This window comes from Herbaspirillum sp. NPDC101396, assembly GCF_044767365.1.
Lineage (GTDB): Bacteria > Pseudomonadota > Gammaproteobacteria > Burkholderiales > Burkholderiaceae_D > Herbaspirillum.
This window is the reverse complement of sequence record NZ_JBIWNT010000001.1, coordinates 82100-108959: the sequence shown is the minus strand read 5'-3', so window position 1 is coordinate 108959 and position 26860 is coordinate 82100. Positions and strand designations below refer to the sequence as shown.

General features: G+C 60.6%; 21 protein-coding genes and 2 tRNA genes. 12 read left to right on the top strand and 11 right to left on the bottom strand.

Going from position 1 to position 26860, the window contains the following annotated elements; all coding sequences use genetic code 11:
* Positions 1–50: 50 nt before the first annotated feature.
* Positions 51–356, top strand: a complete 306-nt coding sequence (locus tag ACIROY_RS00505; protein WP_402272225.1) for a PsiF family protein — start codon at positions 51–53, stop codon at positions 354–356.
* 116 nt (positions 357–472) lie between these two features.
* Here the strand turns inward: ACIROY_RS00505 and ACIROY_RS00500 are convergent, their stop codons facing one another.
* On the bottom strand, positions 473–1108 hold the full coding sequence (locus tag ACIROY_RS00500; protein WP_402272227.1) for a LysE family transporter: 636 nt from the start codon (positions 1106–1108) through the stop codon (positions 473–475).
* A gap of 132 nt (positions 1109–1240) precedes the next feature.
* Between ACIROY_RS00500 and ACIROY_RS00495 the strand changes: the two genes are divergently transcribed.
* Together ACIROY_RS00495 and ACIROY_RS00490 are read left to right on the top strand one after the other, a co-directional pair.
* Positions 1241–1396: a DUF3096 domain-containing protein gene (locus ACIROY_RS00495; protein ID WP_083457757.1), complete on the top strand. Its 156-nt coding sequence runs from the start codon at positions 1241–1243 to the stop codon at positions 1394–1396.
* A gap of 158 nt (positions 1397–1554) precedes the next feature.
* Positions 1555–1836: a hypothetical protein gene (locus ACIROY_RS00490; protein ID WP_402272229.1), complete on the top strand. Its 282-nt coding sequence runs from the start codon at positions 1555–1557 to the stop codon at positions 1834–1836.
* Positions 1837–1965: 129 nt separating this feature from the next.
* Here the strand turns inward: ACIROY_RS00490 and tilS are convergent, their stop codons facing one another.
* The 4 genes from tilS to cysS form a co-directional block, all read right to left on the bottom strand.
* The gene (gene tilS, locus ACIROY_RS00485) at positions 1966–3402 is read right to left on the bottom strand and encodes a tRNA lysidine(34) synthetase TilS (RefSeq protein WP_402338903.1); all 1437 of its coding nucleotides are present in this window, start codon (positions 3400–3402) and stop codon (positions 1966–1968) included.
* 172 nt (positions 3403–3574) lie between these two features.
* Positions 3575–4555, bottom strand: coding sequence for an acetyl-CoA carboxylase carboxyltransferase subunit alpha (locus ACIROY_RS00480; protein WP_053197449.1), 981 nt, complete (start codon positions 4553–4555; stop codon positions 3575–3577).
* Between the two features lie 111 nt (positions 4556–4666).
* A complete protein-coding gene (locus ACIROY_RS00475; RefSeq protein WP_402272234.1) occupies positions 4667–5311 on the bottom strand; it encodes a DNA-3-methyladenine glycosylase family protein in 645 nt (214 codons plus the stop codon).
* A 5-nt stretch (positions 5312–5316) separates the two neighbouring features.
* On the bottom strand, positions 5317–6720 hold the full coding sequence (gene cysS, locus ACIROY_RS00470) for a cysteine--tRNA ligase (RefSeq protein ID WP_402272237.1): 1404 nt from the start codon (positions 6718–6720) through the stop codon (positions 5317–5319).
* A gap of 207 nt (positions 6721–6927) precedes the next feature.
* On the opposite strand from cysS, the gene ACIROY_RS00465 reads away from it, so the two are divergent.
* The 5 genes from ACIROY_RS00465 (at position 6928) to ACIROY_RS00445 (ending at position 11495) form a co-directional block, all read left to right on the top strand.
* Entirely contained in the window at positions 6928–8178 is a 1251-nt protein-coding gene (locus tag ACIROY_RS00465; protein ID WP_402338901.1) for a tetratricopeptide repeat protein, read from the top strand.
* Complete coding sequence (locus tag ACIROY_RS00460; protein ID WP_402272242.1) at positions 8178–9434, top strand: murein L,D-transpeptidase family protein; 1257 nt, start codon at positions 8178–8180, stop codon at positions 9432–9434. Before ACIROY_RS00465 ends, ACIROY_RS00460 begins: the two co-directional genes overlap by 1 nt.
* 95 nt (positions 9435–9529) lie before the next feature.
* Positions 9530–10114 (top strand): peptidylprolyl isomerase, encoded by a 585-nt coding sequence (locus ACIROY_RS00455; protein WP_402338899.1) that lies wholly within the window; start codon positions 9530–9532, stop codon positions 10112–10114.
* A gap of 74 nt (positions 10115–10188) precedes the next feature.
* A complete protein-coding gene (locus tag ACIROY_RS00450; protein WP_402272247.1) occupies positions 10189–10677 on the top strand; it encodes a peptidylprolyl isomerase in 489 nt (162 codons plus the stop codon).
* Positions 10678–10700: 23 nt separating this feature from the next.
* Complete coding sequence (locus ACIROY_RS00445) at positions 10701–11495, top strand: UDP-2,3-diacylglucosamine diphosphatase (protein WP_402338897.1); 795 nt, start codon at positions 10701–10703, stop codon at positions 11493–11495.
* Between the two features lie 59 nt (positions 11496–11554).
* Here ACIROY_RS00445 and cysE read toward each other — a convergent pair whose 3' ends face one another.
* The 3 genes from cysE to rnr all read right to left on the bottom strand — a co-directional run bounded on the left by cysE (position 11555) and on the right by rnr (position 15757).
* On the bottom strand, positions 11555–12304 hold the full coding sequence (cysE, locus tag ACIROY_RS00440) for a serine O-acetyltransferase (protein ID WP_402272251.1): 750 nt from the start codon (positions 12302–12304) through the stop codon (positions 11555–11557).
* 152 nt (positions 12305–12456) lie between these two features.
* A complete protein-coding gene (gene rlmB / locus ACIROY_RS00435; RefSeq protein WP_265213077.1) occupies positions 12457–13194 on the bottom strand; it encodes a 23S rRNA (guanosine(2251)-2'-O)-methyltransferase RlmB in 738 nt (245 codons plus the stop codon).
* Between the two features lie 79 nt (positions 13195–13273).
* Entirely contained in the window at positions 13274–15757 is a 2484-nt protein-coding gene (gene rnr / locus ACIROY_RS00430; protein WP_402338895.1) for a ribonuclease R, read from the bottom strand.
* Between the two features lie 270 nt (positions 15758–16027).
* Here rnr and ACIROY_RS00425 point away from each other — a divergent pair.
* The 3 genes from ACIROY_RS00425 to ACIROY_RS00415 all read left to right on the top strand — a co-directional run bounded on the left by ACIROY_RS00425 (position 16028) and on the right by ACIROY_RS00415 (position 16439).
* A tRNA-Leu gene (locus tag ACIROY_RS00425) sits at positions 16028–16112 on the top strand.
* Between the two features lie 19 nt (positions 16113–16131).
* Positions 16132–16323, top strand: a complete 192-nt coding sequence (locus ACIROY_RS00420; protein WP_402338893.1) for a hypothetical protein — start codon at positions 16132–16134, stop codon at positions 16321–16323.
* Between the two features lie 31 nt (positions 16324–16354).
* Positions 16355–16439: transfer RNA gene (locus tag ACIROY_RS00415), tRNA-Leu, on the top strand.
* Between the two features lie 88 nt (positions 16440–16527).
* Here the strand turns inward: ACIROY_RS00415 and pbpC are convergent.
* The 3 genes from pbpC to ACIROY_RS00400 form a co-directional block, all read right to left on the bottom strand.
* The gene (gene pbpC / locus ACIROY_RS00410) at positions 16528–18729 is read right to left on the bottom strand and encodes a penicillin-binding protein 1C (RefSeq protein ID WP_402338891.1); all 2202 of its coding nucleotides are present in this window, start codon (positions 18727–18729) and stop codon (positions 16528–16530) included.
* Positions 18729–24539, bottom strand: coding sequence for an MG2 domain-containing protein (locus ACIROY_RS00405; RefSeq protein WP_402338890.1), 5811 nt, complete (start codon positions 24537–24539; stop codon positions 18729–18731). The genes pbpC and ACIROY_RS00405 overlap by 1 nt, the downstream gene beginning before the upstream one ends.
* A 122-nt stretch (positions 24540–24661) precedes the next feature.
* Positions 24662–25543, bottom strand: coding sequence for a LysR substrate-binding domain-containing protein (locus ACIROY_RS00400; protein WP_402338888.1), 882 nt, complete (start codon positions 25541–25543; stop codon positions 24662–24664).
* A gap of 102 nt (positions 25544–25645) precedes the next feature.
* Between ACIROY_RS00400 and ACIROY_RS00395 the strand changes: the two genes are divergently transcribed.
* Positions 25646–26830: an MFS transporter gene (locus ACIROY_RS00395; protein ID WP_402338886.1), complete on the top strand. Its 1185-nt coding sequence runs from the start codon at positions 25646–25648 to the stop codon at positions 26828–26830.
* Positions 26831–26860: the final 30 nt, after the last annotated feature.

The window sequence follows — 26860 nt, the reverse complement described above, 5'->3', positions numbered from 1 at the left end:
ACGCGGCATCCAAGCCGCACAACCCACGTTATCCCTGAATGGAGAAACCCATGAAAAAACTGCTCGCAACCCTGGCCTTCGCCCTCATCGCTCCCGTCATGCTCGCCCCGGCCGCCATGGCGCAAACCCAGACCGCCCAGCAAAGCAAGATGACTACCTGTAACAAGGACGCCACCGGCAAAAAAGGTGACGAACGCAAGGCCTTCATGAAGGATTGCCTCTCCAACAAGCCGGCCGCCCCTGCCGCACCAGTCACCCAGCAAGACAAGATGAAGAGCTGCAACAAGGACGCCACCGGCAAGAAAGGCGACGACCGAAAAGCTTTCATGAAAGAATGCCTGAAGAAGGACAAGTAATCCCGTCACTGATGCATCAACGCAGCAGCGCATCAGCGCCGCAGCAAAAAGCCCGCAGGCGACCTATGGCCGATGCGGGCTTTTTTTACGTTTGCCGATTTATTGTCGGCGTAACATCATTGCTGGCTGCGCTTGAAGAAAAACAATCCGGCGCCGACCAGCATCAGCACACCGCCGAAGAAGCGGTTCTGCATGCGCACCGCTTTCGCATCCCGGAAGAAGCGCTGCATGCGGCTCGCCGCGAATGCATAACCGTGCATCACCACCAGGTCGACCACCACCATGGTGATCGCCATCAGCAACAACTGCAGCCACAACGGGCGATCATGGTTGATGAACTGCGGCAAGACCGCCACCATGAAGACGATGCCCTTCGGATTGGTGGCGTTGGTCAGGAAACCGGTGACCGTGCGCTGCCACCAGGCCGTCGGCGCCGCCGGACGCGCCGCCTGCGCTTCGTCGACATGCACCGGCGCGCGCCATTGCGACCAGCCGAGGTAAATCAGGTAGGCCGCACCGAGGATCTTGATCGTATTGAAGGCGGCTTCCGAGGCCACCAGCAGCGAACCCACACCGGCGCCGGCAATCACCAGGATCAGCACCAATGCGACTTCCAGGCCGAGGATGGTGGCGCTGGTGCGGCGCACGCCGTAGCTGAGGCCGTGACTCATCGACAAGACCGCGCCGGAACCGGGAGAGATGGCGATCAGACAAGCCGCCAGGAAAAATGCAAACCAGGATTGAAAAGCCATGCCGTACTTTCTGCAGATGAACCGGGATCGCCATTATAAGGATTAGCGAATCCATGTGCTGAACTCTGTCACCCGAATGCCATCTGACGGTGATAGCTGTTCCGATCAAGATCAACCAACAAGGAGCATCACATGAACCTTCATCTTTCCTTCGGCCCCCTGGTCGCCCTGATTGCCGGCATTCTGATCCTGGTGATGCCGCGCCTTCTCAACTTCATCATCGCGATCTATCTGATCGTCATCGGCCTGGTGGGCTTGTTCGGCTCGCATGGCTGGCCGTTCGCATAGCGATCTGACAGGTGCAAAGGAACTGCAACAGATGCTTACAAATATGACATCTTTTGAAACACTCTGATGTCGTCGCTTTGGTTCACGGCTCGTTAATGGAAGTAAGGCGCAACAATCAGCGCCGAGACTGAAAAAAACTTCTCTTTAAGGAAATTGCCATGAACTCGAAATCCATCGTCGTTGCAGCTCTGTTCTCCGCCCTGACCCTGCCAGTGTTCGCTCAAACCGGCGCACCTGCAGCACCAGCAACTGCAAAACCTGCAGCTGCAACTCCTGCGGCCGCGACAGCAGCGCCGAAGGCAGAGCACGCCGCCAAGCACAAGGCCGTGAAGCACACCAAGAAGGAAGCCAAGGCTGAAAAGACAACCGCAGCACCTGCTGCAACACCGGCAACACCAGCTACTCCCGCCACACCAGCAGCACCTGCCAAGGCAAAGTAATTCAGGCAGCCTGAAGTGAAGTAAAGGCAGTATGTAAAAACACGCTCAGGGAGCGCAAAAAAGAACGGCTTGCCATTGAACATGGCAAGCCGTTTTTCATTGCGATCCGAAAAAAATCGGCTTTAGCAGTCAGCCCAGATCAGCCTGCCAGCGCAAGGCAATCCGGGGCCCGTCGCCCTCCTCTCCCTCCTCGCCAGGCTTCGGTTGCGCATGGCAATCCATGCCGATGCCCGCCGCGTACAGGATCTGCTCCTGTGCAAAAACCAGCGGCAGATACGGACGTTCCCACGCCGGGATATCCATGTTCTGGAAATGATATTTGAGACTCTTGGCGGGACGATTCCACGCCAGGCGGACGCGTTCGCCGCCGCTGCGCAAACACACGGACAAGGATTGCCCGCGCAACCACGCCGCGTTGAAACCGGTGTCGGCGACATCGAAAAACAGGCTGCCGGAAAACTGCGGGAAATGCAGCTTGTCTTCACCACGCCAGGTGAACGGTTGCGGCCCGGTGTTTTCGTCGAATGGCGGCCGGCGCGGCGTCAGGAAAACGCGATCGCGATAACGCCGCACGTGGCAATCGGGATGCGTCACGCACAACTGGGCGTCGTATTTCGCATCGAGCAACTGCGTGCGCAGTTCAAACAGCCACGCCGACGACGGCATGCGTAATCCGCGCAGTCCGAGCCAGTGACGCAACAGGTTGTCGACGCGTTCAGGATCGAGCCGGCGCAATGCCGGCACGCTGAGATATTCACCCTCCAGGCAAGCGGCAAGATCCTGATCCGCCAACACCGTCAACAGCCGCTGCGCCGCTTGCGCATGTCCGGCTGCGCGCGCAAAGCGCTCCTGGAAGCCGGGGAAAAATTCCGCCAGCACCGGCATCACCTTATGGCGCAAGGCGTTGCGCGCATAGCGCGTATCGCTGTTGGATTCATCCTCGACGAACGAGACCTGTTCCTGCTGCGCATATTGTTCCAGCTCGCCGCGTGATGCGCCGAGCAAGGGACGCGCCATCAGCAGGCCGACGTCGCCCAGCAATTCCGCAGCCTTGTTGGCGCCGTCCATGCCTGAAATCCCGGCCACGCCCGATCCGCGCAGCATCTGCAGCAGCACGGTTTCAGCCTGGTCGTCGAGGTGATGCGCGGTCAACAGCAAGCGGGCGCCATGCTCCCGGCACAGTTGCCCGAGCGCCCGGTAACGCGCCAGGCGCGCCGCTTCCTCGACACCGCTCTTGTCCTTCGCCGCGAGCGTGACGTTGCGCGTATCGAACTGCACATCGACACGTTCGGATTGCGCACGGCAATGCGCCTGCCATTGATCGGCGTTGGCGCTGATGCCGTGATGGATGTGGAAAGCCAACAGCCGCACACCCTGCTCGCGCGCAAAGGCGGAGGCGAGATGCAGCAGCACCGACGAATCAAGTCCGCCGCTGTAAGCCACCGCAATGACGGGAAACGCTTCGACCAGCGTGCGATCGTTGTCGACGCGATACGGGATGCTCAGCGCCTCAATGGCTTGGGAGAATTGTTCTTGCAAACTGAAAACGGCGCCTGAAGCGGACATGTGATTTTCCTGCGCGCGAGTGATAGGTCATGAGGTGAAATTCAGCGCCGATGACCGCACTCGCCGTCGACATATGACACCAAAGAAAAATGGCCTCGAAGGAGGCCATCTGCGGAAAGCGGGAACTGCAAGCCGGGATCGCTAAATTCAGGAAACGATCCCGGCGTCAGGTTTATTCCTGCGTATTCAATTCCTTGAACTTGCCGTAGCTCATCAGCTTTTCATGACGTGCGGCCAGCAGTTCCTTGGTCTTCACGCCCTGGAACTGACGCAGTGTGTCAGCCAGCGCGCGCTTGAGCAGCGAGGCCATTTGCTTCGGATCGCGATGGGCGCCGCCCAGCGGTTCATTGACGATCTTGTCGATCAGACCCATGGCCTTGAGGCGATGCGCAGTCAGGCCCAGCGCTTCGGCGGCATCGGATGCGCGGTCGGCGGTCTTCCACAGGATCGAGGCGCAGCCTTCCGGCGAGATCACCGAATAGGTCGCGTATTGCAGCATCAGCACCGAGTCGCCCACGGCGATCGCCAGCGCGCCGCCGGAACCGCCTTCACCGATGATGGTGGCAATCAGCGGCACCTTGAGTTCGGCCATGACGTACAGGTTATGGCCGATCGCTTCGGATTGGCCGCGCTCTTCCGCGTCGATGCCGGGGAATGCGCCCGGCGTGTCGACGAAGGTAAAGATGGGTAAATTGAATTTCTCGGCGACTTTCATCAGGCGCATGGCCTTGCGATAGCCTTCCGGTTTCGGCATGCCGAAATTGCGCAGCGCGCGTTCCTTCGTGTCGCGGCCCTTCTGATGGCCGATCACCATGCAGGCCTGGCCGTTGAAGCGCGCCAGACCGCCGACGATGGACAGATCGTCCGCATAGGTGCGGTCGCCGTGCAGTTCGTGGAAGTCGGTGAAGATTTCATTCACATAGTCCATGGTGTACGGACGTTGCGGATGACGGGCGATTTGCGACACTTGCCACGGCGTGAGCTTGGCGTAGATATCCTTGGTCAGTTGCTGGCTCTTCTTGACCAGGCGCTCGATCTCTTCCGAGATATCGACTGCCGAGTCGTCTTGCACAAAGCGCAACTCTTCAATTTTGGCATCCAGCTCGGCGATTGCCTGCTCGAAACCCAGAAATGTCGTTGTCGACTTGCTCATCGTATTCCTTTACGCATTTTCATGAACAGGCGCGAGTATAACAGCCCGCATACCTTCTATTCGTATTGCCGCCTTGCCAACATGGGTCACAGACGGCAAGCTTTTCAATCTTCAGGAAGTGGCGCCGTCCAGGCTGCGCCACAGATACCAGGTGGCGACGGTGCGCCACGGCTCCCAGTTCGCGGCGACCTCGCGCGCATCGCTGCGCGATACCGGTTCACCCGAAAAATAACTGTCACTAATGCCCTTGAGCAGGCCCGGATCGTCCAGGGGCAGCACGTTCGGGCGCAGCAGATTAAATATCAAAAACATCTCGGCTGTCCAGCGACCAATCCCGCGTATCTGCAACATCTCGGCAATAACATCTTCGTCTTCCATCTCCGCCCATTTGTCGGGATGTACCGTCTTTGCCTTGAAGTGATTGGCGAGATCGAGAATATACTCGGCCTTGCGTTTGGACAGCCCGCAGGCAACAAGATTCTCCGGACCGGTCTTGATGACCTGTGCCGGCATGCATTTCGGACATGCTTCGAGGAAACGTTGCCAGACGACTTGTGCGCTCTTGGTGGAAATCTGCTGGCCGATGATGGATCGCGCCAGCGTGGTGAAGGCATCGCCACGGCCGGTCAGTTGCAGGTCGCCGAATTGCGGGATGAGCTTGCGCATGATGCGGTCGCGCTTCATCAACTCCGCTTTGGCTTGCTCCCAATATGCCGGTACGCTGATCGACGGATCAGCGGGATTGTTTTTTATCATTCTCGTCAGCCTCGTCGCCACTCGGTCAAACCGCCCGGTTTGTCTTCCAGAATCACGCCGGCCGCAGCGAGTTCCGCGCGGATGCCGTCTGCTTCGGCGAAATTCCTTGCTTGCTTGGCGGCGACGCGCGCCGCGATTCTTGCTTCGATCTCTGCTGCAGACAGTCCTTCGGCTTCTCTGCCTTGACCGCCTTGAAGGAAAACTCCGGCAGGCCGCTCCAGCAATCCGATCACACCTGCCAGCGCCTTCAACTGCCGCGCCTGCGCCGGCGACTTGCTCTTGTTGACTTCATTGGCCAGATCGAACAGCACCGCAATTGCTACCGGCGTATTGAAGTCGTCGTTCATCGCTTCGAAAAAACGCTGCGCATGGACATCGTTCTGATCCACCACCGCTGCCACACCCTCTTCGGCCGGCACATCTTTCAACGCCGTATAAAGACGGGTCAAGGCAACGCGAGCGTCGTCCAGATGCGCATCCGAATAATTCAGCGGACTGCGATAGTGCGCACGCAGGATGAAGAAGCGTACCACTTCGGGATCATATTTTTTCAGGACGTCGCGGATGGTGAAAAAATTTCCCAGCGACTTCGACATCTTTTCGTTGTCGACACGGATGAAACCGTTGTGCATCCAATAATTGACGAAGGTGTGCTGGTGCGCGCCTTCCGATTGGGCGATTTCGTTTTCGTGATGCGGGAATTGCAAGTCCTGACCGCCACCGTGGATATCGAAATGGTCGCCCAGCAAATCACTCGCCATGGCCGAGCACTCGATGTGCCAACCCGGACGCCCCTTGCCCCACGGCGAATCCCATTTGACTTCGCCCGGTTCGCTTTCCTTGGCGGCTTTCCACAGCACGAAGTCGAGCGGGTCGCGCTTGCCGGTGTTGACGTCGACGCGCTCGCCGGCCCGCAAGTCGTCGAGCGACTTGCCTGACAATTTGCCGTAGCCGGGGAAATCACGCACCGAATAATTGACGTCGCCGTCGCTGCCCTGGTACGCCAGGCCGTTGGCCTGGAGCTTGCCGATCAGGTCCAGCATCTGCGGCACATAGGCGGTGGCGCGCGGCTCATGGTCGGGCTTCTGCACGCCGAGAGCGGCGGAATCCTCGTCCATGGCGTCGATGAACCGCTGCGTCAGCTGGCCGATCGACTCGCGGTTTTCAATCGCGCGTTGAATGATCTTGTCATCGATATCGGTGATGTTGCGCACATATGTCACCTCGAAACCGGTCGCGCGCAACCAGCGCTGCACCATGTCGAACACCACCATCACGCGGGCGTGGCCAAGATGGCAATAATCGTACACGGTCATGCCGCATACGTAGAGGCGGACCTTGCCCGGTTCGATTGGGGAAAAAGCCTGCTTATCACGCGCCAGCGTGTTATAGATTTTCAGAGTGCTCATGAATGGGAAATATCGGTTCCGGCAATGGTTCGTGTGGTGTTTCAATGCTGAGCAAGAGGCGCGGGTTGCCATCTGCCAGCACGTTTTTCAGTGCGTCCGCGCTTGTTGTTTTATAGCGGTCTACAACATGAATACAACACGATTGCCAAAACCCTTTTTATAGTGCTTCTTTGATAAAATGCGTCTTTTCGTTTGAGTATAGCATTGATGAAAACCATGCCTCTTGCATCTCCGCACACTTATCGCAATGCATTGCGTGGCATTTTGAGCAAGACCGTTATTCTATCCGGCTTGATCGCCGCAATCTACTCGGTGCAGGCCAGCGAAGTTTCGGACATCAGCAAACTCATGCGCAACGGTCAGTACGCCGACGCCCTGGTCAAGACCGACGCGGTCCTCGCCAAGCATCCGCGCGACGCCCAGATGCGCTTCGTCAAGGGCCTGATCCTGGCGGAACAGAACAAGTCCGCCGAAGCCATCGCCATCTTCAGCAAACTGACCGAAGACTTCCCCGACCTGCCCGAGCCGTACAACAACCTGGCCGTGCTGTACGCCGCCAATGGTCAATATGACAAGGCGCGCACCACGCTCGACATGGCCATCCGCACCAATCCGACCTACGCCACCGCGCTGGAGAACCTCGGCGACATTTACGCCAAGCTGGCCAGCCAGGCCTACGACAAGGCGCTGCAGATCGACCCCGGCAGCAACGTACCGCAACCCAAGCTGACGCTGGTGCGCACGCTGTCGGGCAACATCACCGGCGGCACCATCCCGAAACTGGCAAGCGCGAACACCGCCAACAGCAAGCCGTCGACGCCGGCCACCCCGGCTGTGGTCCCTACGCCAACGCCTGCCCCGGAAACCAAGCCGAAGCCAGAACCCAAGCCGGAACCTGCTGCTCCGGTCGAAAAACCGAAGCCGGCCGAAAAGCCGGTTGAAAAGCCGACGCCGAAGCCAGCTGAAAAACCGGTTGAGAAACCAGTTGAAAAGCCAGTTGAAAAACCAGTCGACAAGCCTGCTGAAAAGCCGGCCGAGAAGCCAAGCAAGGCCGACAAGGCTGCAGAAAAGGCTGACAAAGCCGCCGCAAAGGCCGCTGAATCCGCACGTGAAGAAAAAGACAAGACCGCCGTTCTGGCCGCCGTCAACAACTGGGCCAAGGCCTGGAGCGACCTGGACGTGAAGTCCTATCTGGCCGCCTACGGCAACGATTTCCAGACGCCGAAGGGCGAATCGCGCAAGGAATGGGCTGACGAGCGCCGTGCCCGCATTGAGGAAAAAGGCCATATCACCGTCAAGGTCGAGGCGCCGCAAATCGCCATCAAGAACGACACCGCAACGGTCCGCTTCCGGCAGATATATAATTCGAACCGTCTGACAGTTAACAGCCGCAAGACACTGATCCTGACCAAACAGGGCAACAAGTGGCTGATCAAACAGGAGCGCTCGGGAGGCTGATGGTTCGTTTTGCTGCTAATACACGCAAGGGATTGCCCTTGCGATCGGTCCTCGGACGACTGATGCTGAGTTGTCTGGCCTGCGTGCCGGTCGCAACCAGTGTCGCCTCCTCTTCCGCCATTCCGCCGCAGACCCTGCAATCGGAAATCCGCAAGCCGGATCCCGAGGCATTGCTGATCGAGATCTACAAGGACCTGGGCAACAACCGCCTGCAGGAAGCGCAAGCCAAGGCCGATGCCCTGGTGGCGGCATATCCGCATTTCCGCCTCGGCCACCTGGTGCGCGGCGATTTGCTGATGATGCACGCGCGTCCGGTCAGGGGATTCGGCGCCATGGCCGACGCGCCGGCCGACAAACTCAAGGATTTGCGCGCCGAAGCCATGGTGCGCATCAAGTCGTTGCAGGAACGTCCCAACCCCAACCTGATTCCCAAGCCGGTGCTGCAAGTCGGCGACGACCAGAAGAACGTGCTGGTGGTCGACACCAGCCGTTCGCGCATGTACGTCTACGAGAACCAGGGCGGCCAGTTGCGCTTCATCACCGACTATTACATTTCGCAAGGCCGCTACGGCGTCAACAAATCGCGTGAAGGCGACCAGCGCACGCCGATCGGCGTGTACTACGTCAATGCCCGCATTCCGGGCCCCAAGCTGCCCGACTTCTACGGCACCGGCGCGCTGCCGCTCAACTATCCCAATGAATGGGACAAGCGCAACGGCCGCAGCGGTTCCGGCATCTGGCTGCACGGTACGCCTTCAGACAATTTCAGCCGCCCGCCGCTGTCCTCCGACGGCTGCGTGGTGCTGGCCAATCCCGACCTGCAAAGCCTGTATTCCACCGCCGAAGTCGGCAAGACCGTGGTCGTGATCAGCGACGGCATCCAATTCGTCAACAAAATCGAATGGGACAAGGATCGCGGCTCGGCCGGCAAATTCATGGATCAGTGGCAGCAGGACATGGAAGCCACCGACGCCGACAAGGTGCTGGCGAATTACTCACCGGCCTTCCGCTCCAATCTCGGTGAAAGCCTCAGCACCTGGTTCAGCCGCCAGCAAAAAAGCCTGAACGGCGCCCGTCCTTCCAGTGTCAAAGTGCGAGACCTCAGCTTGTACCGCTACCCCGGCAAGGATGAACTGATCGTCAGTACTTTCGTTCAGGAAACAGCCGTCGGAAAAAACAAGAATGCGGTCCGCAAGCGCCAGTACTGGCAAAAAGAAGGATCGCAATGGAAGATCGTCTACGAAGGCGCAGCCTGAGCGAAACCGGCCTTCCCGTCCGCGTTTTATCCGTCTATTCAAGCCATCTGTTTCAGCCGTCCATTTTCAGTCGTTTTCAAGCAAGGAAACTTTTCATGATTCAAGCCCTGTCCCGCCGCAAGCTGCTGCAATGCATCGCCGCGATTTCCCTGTCCGGCGCCGCCGTGCTGGCGCATGCCGCCGACGCGCCGCGCGTGCTGCTCAAAACCAGCATGGGCGACATCACGCTGGAACTCGACGCCGACAAGGCGCCGGTCACCGTGGCCAACTTCCTGCAATACGTCAAGAAGGGCCAGTACAACGGCACCATCTTTCATCGCGTGATCAAGGGTTTCATGATCCAGGGCGGTGGCTTCGACAAGGACATGCGCGAAAAGCCGACGGACGCTCCGATCAAGAACGAAGCCAAGAACGGCCTGAAAAACGATGCGTATACCATCGCCATGGCGCGTACCTCGAATCCGCACTCCGCCGCAGCCCAGTTCTTCATCAACGTCAACAACAACCAGCCGCTGGATTACCCTAGCCGCGACGGCTGGGGTTACGCCGTGTTCGGCAAGGTCGTGCAAGGCGCGGACGTAGTCGACAAGATCAAGCAGGTCCGCACCGGCAGTAGCGGCATGTACGACGACGTTCCGGTCACCCCTGTGGTGATCCAGTCGGCGACGCTGGTCAAGTAAGCCACGGCCGGACTGCAGCACGCATTACCGTATAATTTTTCGCATCATTTCATTTTTCACGCAAAGGAATTCTCATGGCAGTTCTCTTCACTACCAACCACGGCACCTTCACAGTCGAACTGGAGGCTGAAAAAGCGCCGAAGACGGTTGAAAACTTTTTGGCCTATGTCAATTCCGGTCACTATAGCGGCACCATTTTCCATCGCGTAATCGATGGCTTCATGATCCAGGGTGGGGGTTTCGAGCCGGGCATGAAGCAAAAACCAACCAACGATCCGGTCGAAAACGAAGCCAAGAACGGCCTCAAGAACGAGCCGTATACACTGGCCATGGCCCGTACATCGGCGCCGCACTCGGCGTCCGCCCAGTTCTTCGTCAACGTCAAGAACAACAGTTTCCTCGACTTCCCGGGCCAGGACGGCTGGGGCTATTGCGTATTCGGCAAGGTCACCGAAGGCACTGACGTGATCGACAAGATCAAGAACGTCAAGACCACCCGTTCGGGCATGTTCGCCGACGTGCCGGTCGAAGACGTGGTGATCGAAAAGGCTGAAGTGATCTGATCGTCCTGCCTCGATCTTCAGCGATGACCGACACTTCATCCGTACAAGAAGCGCAACCCCAGGCGGTTGCGCTTTTTATTTCCGACCTGCACCTGCAGGCCGCGCTGCCGCGCACGACGCAGGCGTTCTTCGATTTCCTGAGCAGACACGCTGCGTTCGCGCAACAGCTTTACCTGCTCGGCGATATCTTCGAATACTGGGCCGGCGACGACGATCTGGAAACGCCCTACAACCGCGCCATCGTCGACGCCTTGCGTCAATTGAGCGAGCGTGGCGTGCAACTGTTCTGGATTGCCGGCAACCGCGATTTCCTGGTCGCATCGGCTTTCGCCGAAGCTGCCGGACTGACCATCCTCGGCGATCCGCACGTGATCCATCTGGCCGGACGCGAGATCGCGCTGGCGCATGGCGACGCCCAATGCACCGACGACACAGCCTACATGGCGTTTCGCGCACAAGTGCGGCAACCGGCGTGGCAACAGCAATTCCTGGCCATGCCACTGACTCAGCGCAAGGCCATCATCGAAGGCGTGCGCCAGAACAGCAAGGATGCCAACAAGGAAAAATCCACGGAGATCATGGACGTTAACGCCGGCGCCATTGCTGCGCTTTACGACAGCACAGGCACGCAAGTGCTGATCCACGGCCACACGCATCGCCCTGCCCTGCATACGCTGGAAGCAAGCGGGCAGACCCGCCTGCGCTATGTGCTGCCCGATTGGGAATACGACGTCGAAGCAGTTCGCGGCGGCTGGATCAGCCTGACTGCGGATGGTGTGTTGCATCGCTTCGATGCAGCCGGCGTTGAATTGCATTGAACAGCATTCGGGACAAAGACCGCGCGCAATAAAAAGAGGAGCGACAAGCTCCTCTTTTTTTATTCCACCAGCTTGTTAAGCCGGGCGGGATCGAATTTCTCCAACTCCTCCAGCTTCTGACATCCGATGCCAGCACTCTTGAGGGCTGCAAGCATCACTTCGATCTGATGTTCCTGCGCCGCGGCCTGATCGATCAAGCCGTGCAAAGCCTTCGACAAAGGATCATCGCCATTCGGCGTAACGCCATAGGCGGCGAACATCCGTGCGGCGGCATGTTCGCGAGGGTCCAACGCTTCCTTGCGCACCACGCGCGCCGGATTGCCCACCGCGGTGGCGCCCGGCGGCACTTCCTTGACCACCACGGCATTGGAACCGACCTTGGCGCCGTCGCCGACGGTGAAGCCGCCCAGCACCTGCGCGCCGGCGCCGATGATGACGCCGCGTCCCAACGTCGGATGGCGTTTGGCGCCCTTGTTGAGTGAAGTCCCGCCAAGCGTAACGCCCTGGTAAATCGTACAGTCGTCGCCAATTTCCGCCGTTTCGCCGATCACCACGCCGAAGCCGTGATCGATGAAGACCCGGCGACCGATAGTGGCGCCCGGATGGATTTCAATACCGGTGAACCAGCGCGCCAGCTGCGAGATGAAACGTCCCAGCCACTTCAGGCCGATCACCCAGCACCTGTTCGCGATGCGATGCAACACCACCGCGTGCAGGCCCGGGTAACAGGTCAAGACTTCCCAAGCATTGCGCGCTGCAGGATCGCGTTCGATGATGCTGGAGATGTCTTCTCGGAGTCGGCTGAACATAATGTCGGTGTCAATGCGGAATGTGCAATCTTAATCGTTTACCGCCAGTCTTGCCGAGCAGGCATCGGCTTTCCTGGCGTCAATAACGGGATCACACGGAGGCAGTACAGAGGAAGAATCGCCTGCCGGGATCCCGGCAGGCGGCCCAAAAACTACTTGGGCAGGCGCTGCCGGCGGGCTTCGTACAGACAGACGCCGGAGGCGACGGAGACATTCAGGCTCTCGACCGAGCCGAACATCGGAATACTGACCAGGATATCGCAGGTTTCACGCGTCAGGCGACGCATGCCTTCGCCTTCCGAGCCCATCACCAGCGCGGTTGGGCCGGAGAAATCGCCCGCGTACAAATCCTTGTCCGCATCATCAGCCATGCCGATCAGCCAGACGCCGCGATCCTTGAGGTCACGCATGGTGCGCGCCAGATTGGTCACGGTGATGTAGGGAACGGTTTCGGCGGCGCCGCTGGCGACCTTGGCGGCCGTGGCGTTGAGGCCGACTGCACGATCCTTCGGTGCGATCACGGCATGTGCGCCGGCACCGTCGGCCACCCGCAGGCAGGCGCCGAGATTGTGCGGATCGGTGATGCCGTCGAGGATCAGCAGTAATGGCGGGCCTTCGACAACGTCGAGCAGCTCGTCCAGATTGCGCGCCAGCGACAGTTCGCCGGCCTTGGCCACCACGCCTTGGTGACGGCGCGTACCGACGATGTTCGACAGGCGCTGGTCATCCGCCTGGATGATGCGCACGCCAGCCGCTTTCGCCGCATGCAGCAGATCGCGCATGCGGGCGTCGTTGCGGTCCGCGTCGACATACAGTTCTTCCACCGACGACGCCTCGTGGCGGATCCGCGAGGTGACGGCGTGGAAACCAAAAATCATTTTACTTTTCATGTGCTCTACTTCTTGCCTTATCTTGCCAAATTACTGATTACTTCAGTTACTTGAATTGCCTGATGCCGGTTCAGCCGGATTAGCGCTTTTTCTTGCTGGGGCGGGAAAAACCTTTCGCCGGACGCTTGCGCTCCGACTCTAGCGCGCCCTTCGCAGTACCGCTGCGTGCTGCCGTCTTGCCTTTGGCAGCCGCCTTGCCCCCCTTCGCCGGAGCTGCCGCGGCTTCAGGAGTTGCTTTCCGGGCGCCACCGGCTTTTGCACCAGCGCCACCCTTGCTGCGTGCTTGCTGGGCGTTGTCAGCGCGACGCGCCTCGTTCTTGAGAATCGTGCGGATGCCCGGCTCAGTCACCAGACGCAGGTCGATCTTGCGCGCGTCGAGATCGACGCGGCTGACCTGCACCGTGACGCGATCGGTCAGCTGATAACGGATGCCGGTGCGCTCGCCGCGCAATTCATGGCGCGCTTCGTCGTACTGGAAGTAATCGGCACCCAGCTCGGTGACGTGCACCATGCCTTCAATGTAGAGCGCATCCAGTTGCACGAAGATGCCGAAGGTGGCGACGCCGGAAATCGTGCCGGTGAACTCTTCACCCAGCTTGTCGCGGATGAAGTAGCACTTGAGCCATGCTTCAACGTCGCGCGACGCCTCGTCGGCGCGGCGCTCATTGGCGGAACAGTGGATGCCAAGGGCTTCCCAGATGGCGATACTGCTTTCGGATTTCTTCTTGCCATTGGCGCGATCAACCGCTTGCGCCTTGCGTGCGGCCGGCGACAGCATGGTGTTGAGCACGCTGGTGTCCATGCCCTTGGGCTCGTAGCGCTTGCCCTGCAAAATTGCCTTGATGGCGCGATGCGTCAGCAAATCGGGATAGCGGCGGATCGGGCTGGTGAAGTGGGCGTAGGACTCATACGACAGACCGAAGTGACCGATGTTTTCGGGGCTGTAGACGGCTTGCTGCATGGAGCGCAACAGCATGGTCTGGACCAGCAAGGCATCGGGGCGCGCCTTGATCTTCGGCATCAGCTCGGCGTAATCGGACGCGCTCGGCTTATCGCCGCCGTTGAGATTGAGGCCGATCTGCTTGAGGAAAGTACGCAGTTGCGTGAGCTTTTCCTTGGTCGGTCCCGCGTGGACGCGGTACAGGCCGGGATGCTCATGACGGTGCAACAAGTCGGCGGCGCAGACATTGGCGGCCAGCATGCACTCTTCGATCAGGCGATGGGCATCATTGCGCGTGCGCGGCAGGATCTTTTCGATCTTGCCGGCGGCGTTGCAGACGATGTAGGTTTCAGTGGTCTCGAAATCGATCGCACCGCGCGCATGACGCGCCTGCAGCAAGGCCTGGAATACTTCATACAGATGCAGCAGATGCGGCACCACGCCGGCGCGTTTGGCGGCTTCCGGTCCCTTGGTGTTGGCCAGCACGGCGGCGACTTCAGCGTAAGTCAGGCGTGCCGCCGAATGGATCACCGCGGGGTAGAACTGGTACGCCTTGATTTCACCCTTGGCCGTGATGACCGCATCGCACACGAGCGTGAGACGATCAACATCAGGGTTCAGCGAGCAAAGGCCATTCGACAGCTTTTCCGGCAGCATCGGGATCACGCGACGCGGGAAATACACCGAGGTGCTGCGTTCCAGCGCATCGACGTCCAGCGCATCGTTAGGCTTCACGTAGTGGCTGACGTCGGCGATCGCGACGATCAGGCGGTAACCGTTGGAGCGTCCGATCTTGACCGGTTCGCAATACACCGCATCGTCGAAGTCGCGCGCGTCTTCGCCGTCGATGGTGACCAGTGGTACGTCGCGCAAATCGACGCGCTCGTCGAGATCGGCGCCGCGGACTTCGCTCGGCAGTTTCGATGCCAATTTCTTGGCGGCTTCGGAGAATTCATGCGGGACGCCGTACTTGCGCACGGCGATTTCGATTTCCATGCCCGGATCGTCTATGTCGCCGAGGATTTCAGCAATCTTGCCGACCGGTTGCGTGTAGCGCGAAGGCTGCTCGGTCAGTTCAACACTGACCACCTGGCCTGCCTTGGCCTTGCCGGGCGAGCCGGCGAGGATGACGTCCTGGCCGATGCGCTTGTCTTCAGGCGCCACCACCCAGACGCCGTTCTCGTTGAGCAGGCGGCCGATGACGTGGGTATTGGCGCGCGACACGACCTCGACGATGGTGCCTTCCGGGCGGCCGCGGCGATCGGTGCCGATGATGCGGGCCTGGACGCGGTCGCCGTGCAAGACCTTCTGCATTTCTTTCTCGGGCAGGAAGATGTCGGCGCTGCCGTCTTCCGGCAGCAGGAAACCGAAGCCGTCGCGATGGCTGCTGACGCGGCCTTCGATGAAACTGTCAGAATGCGTGAGCTGGTAATTGCCGGAGCGGTCGGGCTTGATCTGGCCATCGCGCTCCATTGCATTCAGCCGGCGCGTGAGGCCATCCATTTCTTCGGGCTTGACGCTGAGCGCAGCGGCCAGTGTCATCGTGTTTTGCGCGCCGGAAGAGGTGCGCAGGATGCCGAGAATTTCCTCACGGCTGGGGATGGAATAGGGAAATTGGCTCAAAAGTATATTCGCGTAAATTGTTATTCGTCAGCAGCGCCTGGCGAATTACCGGACGCGCTGTTGGAATACCGTTGTCCGGGCTATGGCACGGCGCAACATGCCCTAGTGTAACGGAGGTTGCCGCGATTTACCTAACGCGTTGCCTAACGTGAGGCGACGAAAGGCTACCGGGCGGAATGTCGCAGGAAATAATTCAGGCATATGCTCCCAAGTGATTGACATCCGCAAAAATTGCGCTATAATCTCGTTCTTTCGCTTTTACAGCGTGAAGCCCACGTGGCGGAATTGGTAGACGCGCATGGTTCAGGTCCATGTGCCGCAAGGTGTGGGGGTTCGAGTCCCTCCGTGGGCACCAAAACATGAAAGGCTGGTTGATGAAAATCAACCAGCCTTTTGCGTTTTCTGGGCCATTAAAATTTTCCTGCCCTCTTCTCGAATCTCCGGTCGCAAATCTTTCCTTCACGCGCACCATTTCCGTCGTCGTCATCGTCTTCAAATCGTCGGAATTTTCCGGCATTATTTTGTTGACCATCAGACACAATGCCAGTATTATTCAGCCCTTCTAAGCGCTGCACAGATGATGTGACAACGTTTTAGGCCCACGTGGCGGAATTGGTAGACGCGCATGGTTCAGGTCCATGTGCCGCAAGGTGTGGGGGTTCGAGTCCCTCCGTGGGCACCAAAACATAAAAGGTCGATTGATGAAAATCAATCGACCTTTTGCGTTTTGGGGCACGCGAGCAAGGCGCCCGCGCGCCTACCTTATCGCACTACCTGCCCTCTTTCGCCTTCACCGCCTTGCCCTCAGGCGGCCGCACCAGCGCCCCCCGCACTTCAAACTGCAACTGATCGAGCAATACGCCGTTCACATCCTGCAATACCAGCTTGTGTTTGCCCGGCCACGGCATCCAGTCGTAACCCAGGTCGCCCGTCTTCTTTCCCCCGGTCCGCACCAACAGCTTGCCGTCGAGCACCCAGGTCCCCTGCTTCACACCCTGCGCGCTGAAACGCAAACGCTGGTGCGCCGGCGGGATATCGGGATCAATCGCCACCAGCATGCCGGGCGTCGGATACGAGATAGTCGGTGCAATGTCATTCGACTTCGCCACGCGCAGCAGGGATTGCTGCGTGCCGGGCAGGAAGTACTCGGTGCGCGCTGCCTCAAGCTGATTCTCGAACTGCACCGGCTGCGCGATCACCGATGCCGGCCGGGATGGTTCCTGCGAACCAGATTGCCGGTGCAGGTACTGCATCACTTCCTGCCACACCGGCGCAGCCCCCGTGACGCCAGAAACATCCCACATAGGTGCTCCGGACGCGTTGCCGACCCACACGCCGACCGTATAGCGAGAAGAATAGCCGACGCACCAGTTGTCGCGCATGTCCTTCGACGTGCCGGTCTTGACCGCGGTCCAGATACGCGTCGACAAGGCACTCTCCAATCCGAAGGTGCGCGCCCGCGCGCTGCGGTCCGACAGGATGTCACTGATGATGAACGACGCGCTGCCGTCCATCGCCTGTTGATAGGCCGCGCGCGGATCGCTCGTCGTTGTGCGCACGCTGCTGTAGCGTCCCTGGTTCGCCAGCGCGCGGTACGCATTGGTCAGCGAAAGCAAACTGACGTCGGCGCTGCCGAGCGCCAGGCTGTAGCCGTAGTAATCACCGGACTCACGCAGGTTGAAACCGAGCGACTGCAAGCGCCGGAAGAAGCGCTCCGGTGTCACCGTCACCAATGTGCGCACGGCAGGAATGTTCAGCGACGAGCCGAGTGCGGTGCGCATGCTGACGAGGCCCTTGAACTGCTTGTCGTAATTCTGCGGGATGTACAAACCGGCAGACGTGGCCAGATTGACTGGCGAGTCATCGAGCAGCGACGCCGCCGTCAGCCATTTTTTCTCGATCGCCAGCTCGTACAAGAAAGGCTTCAGCGTCGAACCGGCCTGGCGCAGCGCCTGTACGCCATCGACTTGCGCCGCCCCCGACAGCGAACCGCTGGAGCCGACCCAGGCTAGCACGTCGCCGCTGGCGTTGTCGATCACGACTACCGCGCCGTCCTCGATGTTGCGCTCGACCAGCGCCGACAATTGCCGCCGCAAGGCATCGCTGGCGAAGCGTTGAGTCGCCGCGTCAATCGTCGAATACACCGGCTTGCCGGCATCCTTGAGCAGTTTGCGCCCCAGATGCGGCGCCAGCTGCGGTGCAGTCGCGGCACCGCTGACCTCGCCCTTCGCCGTCGCGCGCGCCAGCACCAGTTCGGTACGTCCCTGCAGGCCGTTGCATTCCTGCGGCGCGTGCTGCTCCTTCAGGATCGCACAAGCGCGTTCCGATACTTTCGCCGGTTTGGCGTTGGGCGCACGAATCAGCGCCACGGCAATCGCCGCCTCGCTCTGGTTCAGGCCGCTTGGATGTTTGCCGAACAGCACACGAGACAAGGCATGCACGCCGACCAGCTCGCCGCGAAAGCTGACAAGGTTGAGGTAAGCCTCAAGGATCTGGTCCTTGCGCCAGTTGCGTTCCAGCGATTGCGCAATGAATACTTGCGAGACTTTCTGCGTCATCGAACGCGCCGACGACTTGCGCCGCAAGTCGTCATAAATCAAACCCGCCAACTGCATCGTGATGGTCGATGCGCCGCGCGTTTTGGTGTTCCACAGGTTTCCCCAGGCCGAGGCCGCGACGGCGTTCCAGTCAACGCCGCTGTGCTGATAGAAGCGCCGGTCTTCCGAGGCGATCAGCGCATTGCGCAGCGCCGGGGAAATGTCTTCCAGCGCAATCCACGACAAGCGGCGCTCGTTGGGGTTGAGCCGCAACTGCTGGATCAGTTCACCGTGGCGATCAAACATGGAGGCGTCCGACGAGCGGAACGACTGCTGCACTTCAGCGAAGCCGGGAACGGCAAGCGCGACGCCCGGCGCTCCCAGCAGGAGCGCCACCGACACGATCACAATATGTCGTCGCAAACTGAAGTGCATCACTGCGCCTTGATGCTCATCCTGGCGTTCGGGACTTCACCGAACATTTCCGGCGCATACATCGCCTCGACGCGCGTCGGCGGCAGGCTGAACTCGCCGGCGTTGTTCAGGCGTACCGTGTAGGAAATGCTCGAACGCCCCTTGGGCATGCGCTCGTAGTACGCACGATAGCCCTCGAAGCTGCGCTCTTCATACGCCAGCCATGCGCTGCCGCGCGAACGGCCGTCGTCCTCGCCGCTGCGCGTAATCGCCGAATCGCGCGCCAGTCCCGAGCCCAGCAAGCTCGCGCCGCCCGGAATCGGATCGCTCAGCACCACCCAGGTCATATCGGTCTGCGCGTCGATATCCAAGGTCACGCGCAACACATCGCCGCGGCTGTAGACGCCCTGCTGCTTCTGCTCCACCGCGACGACCGTCTTGGTGATGCGATAGCCGCTCGAGAATGGCGTCTTCAACGGCACCGCCGCCAGGCTTTGCATGGTGATCCAAGGCTTGCCGCTGCCCTCTTGCGAGAACTTCAGCGTGCCGGGCGCCGGCGTGCCCCACGGCAGTTGCACCTTGCCGCCGCCGGTGCCTGCACCGCTCCATGCGTGGGCATTGCTGCCGGCCTCGGACACCACGCGGGTGGTGCCGGTGACTTTCTCCGCCTCGAAGGCGCGGCTGAATTTCTCCAGCGCCAGGCTGCCCCAGACGTTGGCGGTAGTGGTGTTCCAATGACCGCGCTGCTGGCGCTGGATGGCGCCGCTGATCAGTTTGGGCATGTCTTCGCGCCAGGCCGGATTGTTCAGCATGGTCAGCACCAGCCGGTTGGCGTTGCTGTCGCCGCTAGCCATCAGCCACCACCAGTAGTCACCGGCCTCATCCGAGAATCCCATGCGCGTGCCCTGGTAGTTCAGGCGCGAACGAATGATCTGATCGGCTTCGGCCAGGCGCTTGTCGCGCTCGGGAATCGTCGTCACCCGCTGGAGGATCGCAATCCAGTCCAGCACTGCCGAGGTGGGCCACAGGTTCGGATTGATCTGTACCGAACCGAGCATGGACGGCTGCACGCGGTGATAGCGAGACAGCGCTTCCAGGGCCGCCAGCTTGCGTACATCGAGGTCTTTTTTCGGTGACCAGAAATCGCGTGTGAGCTTGCCTTCGACGAAGGCGGCAAGACCGTCCAGCATCTTGTCGCGGCTCTGCACCGGCAACGCATACGCCGCCTCGTTGGATGCCGCCAGCAGATACGCAGTCAGGGTATCGCTGCCGCGCCGCGCGTTGGACTCGCTCGGAGGGAAGTAATACGCCAGGCCGTCGGCATCGAGATAGGTCGGCAAGTCCGTGACGATCTTTTGCCACAGGGCGTCATCGCGCAGGCCGATCGCCTTCGACGTTCTTTGTTCGAGGCAGGCAAACGGATAGTCGGCGAAATACTTGCGGATGCCTTCGCTGCCGCCGGCCAGAGACGGCTTGAGGGAAATGTTCAAACCGCCGCGTCCCGGCAGGCTGTCGGCCGGTTGCGCCACGCTCATCGAGGTTGCCTTGTCGAGCTGGAACAGCGTGGCCTGCTGCACCGTCACTGGTATCGCCGGCAAGACGCGCTGGACGAACCTGATGCTGTCCTTGGCCGGTGATGCCGATTGCTCCTGCGCACCGATCTCCCAGCTCAGTTGCGAAACATCCGCAGGCACCGCGACCGGCCACGTGACTTCACGCGCTTCGCCGGCGGGAATCGCGACATCCTTGTCCTGCAAGGCAATCGTGGATGTCGGCGCACCACCACTGGCCTTCGCATTCAGGCGAATCTGCATGGCGCGTGTCGTGGTGTTGCGCACCGTGACCATGGCGCTGAACTGATCGCCTTCGCGCACCAGCGGGGGCAGGCCGGAGATCACTTGCACGTCCTGCGACGAGCGGATGCTCGCCGTGCCGGTGCCGAACAAGCCGGCGCCGCTTTCAGCAACCGCGACGATGCGGAACGAGGTCAGCGAATCATTGAGCGGCACGTCGATCTGCGCCCTGCCGTTGGCGTCGAGCACCACATAGGGTTTCCACAGCAACAGCGTGTCGAACAGCTCACGCGTCGGCGATTTGCCCCCGCCGCCGCCGGCCGGTGTGGCCTTCTTGCCGTAGTGGCGTTTGCCGATCACCTGCATTTGTGCAGTTGCGGTCTCGATACCGTAACTACGCCGTTGAAGCATGGCGGAAAGCAGATTCCAGCTGTTGTTCGGCTGCAGTTCCAGCAAGGCCTCGTCCACTGCGGCCAGCGCGATTTCGGCGCCGGCGGCGGGCTTGCCGTCGGGTTGCGTCACCTGCACATTGACCTTGGCGACCGAGCGGATCGGATAGCTCGTCTTGTCTGCGGTCACAGCGACTTTCAGCACATGGGCGCCGCTGCCGACGGCGATTTCGGCTACGCCGAATTTGTAGGCCGGCTTGGCCAGATCGACCATGGTGCCGGGCGCCTGGTATTCCTTGAATTCATGCCACCAGTTGATCGGCTCTTTCCAGCCCCAGGTAAAGAAGGAATACCACGGCACTTCGCGCATGCGGCCGCGCACGGCCAGCACCGACACATACACGTTCGGCGCAAAACCGCCCTTGACCGGCAGGCTGATGGTCGGGTCCTGTCCACTCAGTTGCACCACCTGGGTCTCGATGATGCCTTCGCGTTCCACCGCAACCAATGCAGTCGCGTAGCGGAACGGCATGCGCACCTGGAACTTGGCGGTCTCGCCGGGCTGGTAGGTTTTCTTCTCAGGAAGGATGTCGATGCGGTCCTGGTTTTCGCCGTCGAACCACAGCTCACCCTGGCGCGTGACCCATACCGAGGTTTTGGCGAAGGCCGCATTGCCGTTGGCGTCCTTGCCGCTGGCGGTCAGTTCGACATTACCGGCTTCCGTCAATGACACTTCGCAGATCAGCACGCCGTGCTTGTCGGTCTTGCCCGAGCACAGCGTGCCGAGGTTTTGCGACGAGCGCGTATTTTCGTAGGCATAGAAACCGCCGACCATGCGCTTGCGATGCGAATTGGTCTGCTTGCTTTCACCGCTGATTTCCACCGGCACGTCCGCTTGCGGCTGGCCGGCAGCGTTGAGCGCGACCATGGTCAGCGCCAGCTTCTTTTTCACCGAAACCCAATCGCCGCCCTTGATGCCAATGACGACCGCCGACGGCCATATCGCCGTGACATTGGAGATGGTCTGGATCTCGCCATTCGGATCGCTGTAGGTCATTTCGGTCAGCAACTCGCGCGGCGTCCTGAAGGCCGGTAGCGACTTGACCGTGGTGCGGCCAGCGCCGTTCTTGTCGAGCGTTACCGGCAACTTGTCGGCAACGATTTTCTGGTCGTCGTTGCCGGCGCCGTCTTCTCCGCCGGAATTACCGGCATCGAAGGAGTAGCCCTCATACGCGGGAAAGCTGACCGGCTTCGCGCGCATCAGGCTGGTGACGCGCACGGTTTGTCCGGAGGCGCCGCCGCCATTGATGTAGTTGAGCTGCACGTCGAGCGGCACTTCCTTCGGCGCCACCAGGGCGTCGCCCTTGCCTTTGCCGGTCACCGGCGTGATGCGTCCCTGCATCAGCGGCAGGCGGAATTCTTCCACGCGGAAACTGCCGCTGCTGTAGGTGCCGGGTGCGTAGCCGCCCTCTTCGCTGTCGCCGTCGCCACTGGCGTCACTGCCGGCTTTCGCGGCGCCGCGATCGAGCAGCACTTCATAGCTGCCAAGCTTGGCTTCTTTCGGAATCGTGAAGACGGTCTCCGCGTTCTTCTGATTGCGCCAGTTCAGCGCGAACTGAAATTCCTGCCCGCTGCCCTGATGGATGATGCGCACCCGCGTCGGCAGCTTGTCTTTGCCGGCCAGCGCAAAACCGTTCATGCTCTCAAGCCGGAACTCATGCTTCATCGACACCGTTTCGCCGGCGCGGAACAAGGTGCGGTCGAAGATCGTATGGGCGCGGGCGCTGGAGCTTGCGGAGCGATCCGTCGGCAAGTTGAAGCGCCATGATTCGATGCCGTCGTTCCACGAGGTCAGCGCGAACGCCATGTCGGCGCGCCCCTTCTCGTCGGTCTTGCGCGCGCTGACGAACAGGCCGTTGATGGCGCCGTCTTCATTCTGCCCCATGGCGCAGACATCTTCGAGCGGCTTGGCGATGGTCGCCACGCCGATGGCGTTGGTCTTGCCGCGCCAGATTTCCTCGCCCCTGCAATTGGAGACGCGCACGTCGGCGTCAGCCACCGGTTTGGCGGTATCGAGCGTGGTCACCCAGACCGCATTGTTTTCGCGGCCAAGCTTGACGTGCACCGACAGATTGGTCACCAGCGTGCTGGTGCGCACGTACATCGGCGCCGGCTTGCCGAGCAACGAGGCGCCCAGTTTTTGCGACTCCAGTTCGACCACGTAAAAGCCCGGATCCTTCAGCGGGATGCCGACCACTTCAAACGGCCGTTCGCCGTCCTTGGCGTCGGACAGGGCCGGCAGGTTCAGCGTCTTCACGCCCGGTTCTTTCGCCAGCAACCCGATGGCGCGCGTGTCGGGCGTCTTGCCGGAGGTATCGCCCCAGCGCTCGTGGTAGCGATTGAGGCGCGTCAGCCATGCGATCACGCCCTTGTCGCCGTCGACCTTGAGATTGGCAACCTTGCCCGGCAAGGCTTTTCCGTCGACGCCGCGCGCCAGCAGATTGGCTTCGACGCGACGCAAGGTCACCGGCAAGGTGGCGTCGGCGTTCAGTTCAATGATGCCGAATGGCGCGGCCGGGAATTTCGCCAGCGGCGGATAGCCAGCGGTGCGCGACTTCAGCGGGAAGGCGGAGGCGTTGCCGAGCGTGCGACCGCTTTCGTCCTTGAAGCCGGACGGCAGATTGATGGTGAATTCACCGTTCTCGGCGAACGGCGGCTTGAAAGTCAGGCCGTAGACGGTCTCATCGACATTGCCTTTTTCAAAGAAAGGCTTGAGCTTGCCGTTGCTGCTTTTGAGCTCCACCGCCTCGGCCAGCTTGCGCGGCACCGGCGAGGAAAACGACACGGTCACGGGACGGATAGGCGAACACGCGGCATTGGCGTTTTCACGTTCGCAGCTGAGGCTGGCGGTGAACTCCTTGCGCACCTTGAACTTGAAGGTCTGCGGAATCGTGGTGGCGATGCCGTTCGGCGTGGCGATGCCCTTGTCCCAGGTCAGCCGGACCGTGGCGTCATTGGGCAGGCGTTGCTGGCATTGCACGATGGTGACGGTGGCCGGATCGATCTTCTTGGCGAACTCTTGCAATAACTGCTTGCGCGTGGCGTCGGCGACGAACTTGACCGGGATGCGCTCATGCACGCCTTCGGCTTCGCAATACAGATGGTCGCGCACGGTGTCCTGGTTGGCCGCGCCGTTCTGGAACAGGATGAAGGCCTGTTCTTCTTCGATTTCTTCACCGCCCGGCATGTGGCGCACTACCGCCGGACCGCCGGTGCTGAACTGGAACACGCTCTTGCCGCTCAGCGCGGCGCCGGAGACGGCTTTGACGCCGGGCTTCAAGGTAAAGGAGCAACGCGTGCCGGGCGGCAGGTCGCGCTCGAAATCATAGACCCAGTTCTTGCCGTCGGCCCAGCGCGAGGTGCCGGCCACGGCGCAATTGACGTCGAACGGCGCCGCCGCCTTGGGATCGCCGAACTTGATGATCGGCTCGGAGAATGTAGCCCGCGCCTGACGGATCTGGGCCACCTCGCCTTGCGGTGAAAAACCGGCAACGCCGGCGGCCATGGCGTCAATAGCCGGCGACAAGAGTAAAGCCAATGCCAGTTGCAGTGGCGAGATCCAACGCGCGTTCCGGGAAATCAGGGACATGCTTGCTCCGTTATATTTTTAATCAGTATTCAGCAATGTTGCAGCGACGCTTCATGATGACGAATCGTCGTGACACGATCAAGACAAATGACGCGTCGAATGGTTCTCTTCCAAGGCAGGCATTACAGCTTGCATTGCAAAAAATCGAGGAAGCAGCTGATGCGTCTCGAAATCTGGGTATTCCGGTAGTACACGGCGTGGATCTGCTGGCGGAATGCCGTGTGTGACTTTTCCAGCAAGCGAACCAGACGTCCCGCCGCCACATCGGCATCCGACATGAAATTGGACAAGCAAGCAATGCCTTGCCCGTGCAGCGCCAGTTGCCGGATGGTCTCGCCGCTGGAGGCGCGCAGCGCTGGCCGGATCGGATAACGGTCGCCGTCTTCGTGCTGCAGCGGCCAGTTGTTGAGTCCTTCCGGCTGCGTGAAGCCGATCAGCTGGTGCTTGTCGAGATCCTTGACGGTCTTCGGCGTACCATGCCGGCGCAGGTATTCCGGGCTGGCCAGCAGTTGCAGCCGGGCCGAGGTCAGCGCCTTGGCGTGCAACGTCGAATCCTGCAGCTCGCCGATGCGGATGGCGATGTCGGTGCGCTGCTCGACCAGGTCGATGAAGCGGTCATTGGTGGTCAGGTCCAGTTCAATATCGGGATAGGCTTCGCGGAAGGCGCCCACATGCGGCACGATACAGTGCAGCATGAACGGCGCCGAGGCATCCACGCGCAGCTTGCCGACCGGCTTCTGGCTGCGGATGCGGATCGATTCTTCCGCGCGCTCCATGGCGGCGACGATCTCGCGCGCCTGCGCCAGGAACACCTGCCCTTCTTCGGTCAGGTCCATGCGCCGCGTGGTGCGCGTCAGCAGGCTGGTGCCGAGCTTTTCCTCCAACCGCGTCAATGCCCGGCTGACGCCCGATGTGGTCTGCTCCAGCACTTCGGCTGCGGCGCTCAGGCTGCCGGCCTCGACCACCGCGATAAAGATTCGCATTTCATCCGATTGCATGGTCATTGTTGACTCCAATTCAAATATTTTTTGATTTTAACGGTATTTTTCTCAACAAAGATAGTCGGCACAATGTCACACGTCAAACAAACCTCTGGGAGTTGCATCATGCCGATTGCTTTATGGGCGCTGGCCATCAGCGCATTTGCGATAGGAACCACCGAATTCGTCATCATGGGCCTGTTGCCCGAAGTCGCCGCCAATCTGGGCACCACCTTGTCCTCGGCCGGCTTGCTGGTCACCGGCTACGCGCTGGGCGTGTTCGTCGGCGCCCCGCTGGTCACCGCCACCACCGGCAAGCTGCCGCGCAAGACTTTGCTGGTCAGCTTGATGGTGCTGTTCGTCATCGGCAACGTCGGCTGTGCAATCGCGCCGGATTACACCACGCTGATGATCTCGCGCATCGTCGCTTCGTTCTCGCATGGCGCTTTCTTCGGTGTCGGCTCGGTGGTCGCCACCGGCCTGGTGCCGAAGGAAAAGCAGGCTTCCGCGATCGCCCTGATGTTCACCGGCCTGACCGTGGCCAACGTGCTCGGCGTGCCGTTCGGCACCTGGCTCGGCCAGATGTACGGCTGGCGTTCGACGTTCTGGGCAGTCAGCGCCATCGGCGTCGTGGCCTTGCTGGCGACCGCTTATCTGGTGCCGCGCTCGGATGACCAGCAGGACGCCGACTTCCGCAGTGAACTGCGCGTGCTGGGCCGTCCGCAAGTGCTGCTGGGCCTGCTGATGACGGTGCTGGGTTTCGGCGGCGTGTTTGCTGCATTCACCTACATCGCACCGATCCTGACCGACATCACCGGCTTCCAGCCTGGCGCGGTGTCGCCGATCCTGTTGCTGTTCGGCGTCGGTCTGGTGGGCGGTAATCTGTTGGGCGGCAAGTTCGCCGACAAGTACCTGATGCCGACATTGATCGTCAGTCTGGTGCTGCTCGGTGGCGTACTGGTGCTGTTCTCGTTCACCAGCCATTACAAGCTGGCCGCCGTAATCACGGTCGGCTTGCTGGGCGCCGCTGCGTTCGCCACCGTGCCGCCACTACAAATGCGCGTGCTGGAAAAAGCCACCGGCGCGCCCAACCTGGCCTCGTCCGTCAATATCGCCGCCTTCAATCTGGGCAATGCCTTGGGCGCATGGCTGGGCGGAGTCACCATCGATCACGGGCCCGGTTTGCACGCAGTGTCGCTGGTCGCCGCATTGATCACGACGGGTGGCCTGGTGGTTGCGCTGATTAGCTGGAAGCTGGACCGCAAAGAAGCGCCTGCGGGTTCACTGAAGGCGGCCAGCGAAGCTTGCTGATTCCCTGATCCATTTTCCACCTTAACTCTT